We start from the raw sequence: 2,436 nt of genomic DNA, 5'->3' as shown, positions 1-2,436 counted from the left end.
CGCTCCGGCCCCGGAGGCGCCCGCGTCGAGCGCCGACACCAAGCCGGCCGCCGCGTCCACGCCCGCCCCGCCGCCCGCCACCACCCGGGCACCGGAGTCCGGCACGCCCACGTCCGGCAGCCCGAAGACGCCGACGCCGACCTTCACTCCCCCGGTGGTGCCCGTACCGAGCCTGCCGCCGCTGCCCACCCCCGACGTGCCGGTCGTCCCGACGCCCACTCTGCCGCCGGTGCCGACCCCGACCGTCCCCACGCCGACGCCGCCCGTGCTCAGCGACTTCTGGGGCAACTCGCTGCCCGTGCTCAAGCCCGGCAACAACCGGGTGCCGCCGCCCGAGCCGAGCATCCGGCAGAAGGACAGCGACAAGTTCTGGCAGCGGGACGGCGGCTGGATCGGCGGCGACTACCACCCGCACGTGATCACCGTGCACGCCCCGGCGGCCACCGTGATCGACCTCAACCGCACGTGCACGTCCTTCGACGCGCTGGCCGGGGTGGACGACGCCACGATCTCGCCGGGCGGGGTCGTCTTCACCGTCCAGGGCACCGACGGCACCGTCCTGTGGCGCTCCCGCGCGCTGGCCGTCGGCGACGACGCGGTGCCGGTGCACGTGTCGCTGGCCGGGCAGAAGGCGATCAAGCTGTCGGTCACGCCGGTGAGCGGGATCTGGTCGGCGCTGAACGTCGCGGACTGGGCCGAGGCCCGCTTCCGCTGCTCGTGACCCGGGCGCGCTCCGGGCGGGCATGACGGAGGCCCGCTCCAGGGGTGCTGGAGCGGGCCTCGGGTCCGCGGTGCCGTGCCCGGGTGGGCCGCCGGGGTGGGCGGCCTGGGCCCGGTCGGCCGTCAGATGGCGCAGGAGCCGTCCGCGCAGGCCTCCCCGGCCGGGGCGACCTGCACCGGGGCGGGGCGGCGCTCGCCGATCTCGGCGGCGACCTGCTCCAGCACCTTGCCGAAGGTCGCGGCGTCCTGGCCGCCCTGGACGGCCCACTTGCCCTCGAAGACGAAGGTCGGCACGGCGCTGATGCCCAGCTCCCGGCCCTCGGCCAGCTGGGCGTTGACCTCGGCGGTGCCCTCGTCGCCCGCCAGGTAGGCGGTCACCCGGTCCCGGTCCAGGCCGGACGCCACGGCGACGTCGGTCAGCGCGGCACGGTCGCCGACGTCGACGCCGTCGGTGAAGTGCGCCTTCAGCAGCGCCTCCTTCAGCCGCCCCTGGACGGCCGGGCCGTACTCGGACTCCGCGAGGTGCAGCAGGCGGTGGCCCAGGAAGGTGTTGGCGTGCAGCGCGGCGTCGAAGTCGTACGCGATGCCCTCGGCAAGGCCCAGCTCGGCCACCCGCGCGTCCATCGCCACCGACTGCGGGCCGTAGCGCTCGGCCAGCCAGGCGCGGTGCGGGCTCGCCGTGGCGGGGGCGTCCGGGACCAGCTGGTACGGACGGTAGACGACCTCGACCTGCTCCTTGCCCGGGAAGTCCGCCAGGGCCTGCTCGAAACGGCGCTTGCCGATGTAGCACCAGGGGCAGGCGATGTCGCTCCAGATCTCGACCTTCATGCGGGGGGCTCCAGGGGGCGTCTTGTGGGATGGGGACAAGATGGATGAACGATGAACCATCTCGGTACATTCCCGGCACCCCACGGGCGTCTTTCCCGCTCCGCTCCAGGTCAGGCCGCGGGCGGCGCCGGAACCACCAGCACCGGGCAGGCCGCGTGGTGCACGACCGCCGAACTCACCGAACCCATCAGCAACCGGGCGAAGCCGCCGTTGCCCCGGGTGCCGATCACCAGCGTGTGCTGCCGGGTCGCCGCCTCCAGCAGCACCTCGATCACATTGCCCAGCACCACGTGCAGCGACAGCTCCCCCACGTACGGCACGGGACGCCTGCGCTGCACAGCGGCCACCGAGCGGCGCAGCCCGTCCGCCATGCTCTCGACCAGCGTCTCCACGCTCTCCTGCACCAGCTCCGCCATCCCCGGGGGGTAACCGGCCGGCGCCGGGTTGACCACGGCGAGCACGTACAGCGGCAGCCCGAACAGCTCGGCCTCCGTCATCGCCCGGTCCAGCGCCCACAGCGACCCGTCCGACCCGTCGCACGCCGCCAGCACCCCGGGCGGCCGCCCCGCCGGCGGACGCCCGAGCACCGACAGCACGACCGGCACCTCCCGCCCCGCGCTCCCACCGGCCACCGCACGTCCTCCTCACCCCGGATCCACACCCCCGCCATCATCACCGCCCCGCCGATCGGGACCCGGCAACCGCGCCGCAGGGCGGGGAGGGGCGGGCCCGGGCGCCGGCGGGGGTTCAGGAGGTGAGGGCGGGTTGGCGGGGGGTGGGGAGGCCGGTCCAGCAGGCGCCGTGGCGGCGGGCGCGGATGCGGCGGAGCCAGAGTTCGGTGGAGACGAGGTCGGCGAGGCCGGCGAGGGCGGCGGGGGAGAGGGGGGT

The 2,436-nt window shown here is 75.4% G+C and carries 3 protein-coding genes; 1 reads left to right on the top strand and 2 read right to left on the bottom strand.

Annotated features, from left to right (window positions below; all coding sequences use genetic code 11):
• Positions 1-154: 154 nt before the first annotated feature.
• Positions 155-721: an NPCBM/NEW2 domain-containing protein gene (locus AE652_RS39590; RefSeq protein ID WP_049660457.1), complete on the top strand. Its 567-nt coding sequence runs from the start codon at positions 155-157 to the stop codon at positions 719-721.
• Positions 722-843: 122 nt separating this feature from the next.
• On the opposite strand, the gene AE652_RS39585 is transcribed toward AE652_RS39590, so the two are convergent.
• Positions 844-1,548, bottom strand: coding sequence for a DsbA family oxidoreductase (locus AE652_RS39585; RefSeq protein WP_049660456.1), 705 nt, complete (start codon positions 1,546-1,548; stop codon positions 844-846).
• Positions 1,549-1,658: 110 nt separating this feature from the next.
• Positions 1,659-2,180 carry a universal stress protein gene (locus AE652_RS39580; protein ID WP_049660452.1) on the bottom strand — a complete coding sequence of 174 codons (522 nt, stop codon included), beginning with the start codon at positions 2,178-2,180 and terminating at the stop codon, positions 1,659-1,661.
• Positions 2,181-2,436 lie beyond the last annotated feature (256 nt).

It is taken from the genome of Kitasatospora sp. MY 5-36 (genome assembly GCF_001182915.1).
Lineage (GTDB): Bacteria > Actinomycetota > Actinomycetes > Streptomycetales > Streptomycetaceae > Kitasatospora.
Note: the sequence above shows the minus strand (reverse complement) of the source record. Positions and strands in the feature narration are given on the sequence as shown.

What these genes read in the sequence shown, in the direction of transcription:
- AE652_RS39585 (WP_049660456.1), bottom strand. Translation starts at nt 1,548, where the DNA reads ATGAAGGTCGAGATCTGGAGCGACATCGCCTGCCCCTGGTGCTACATC.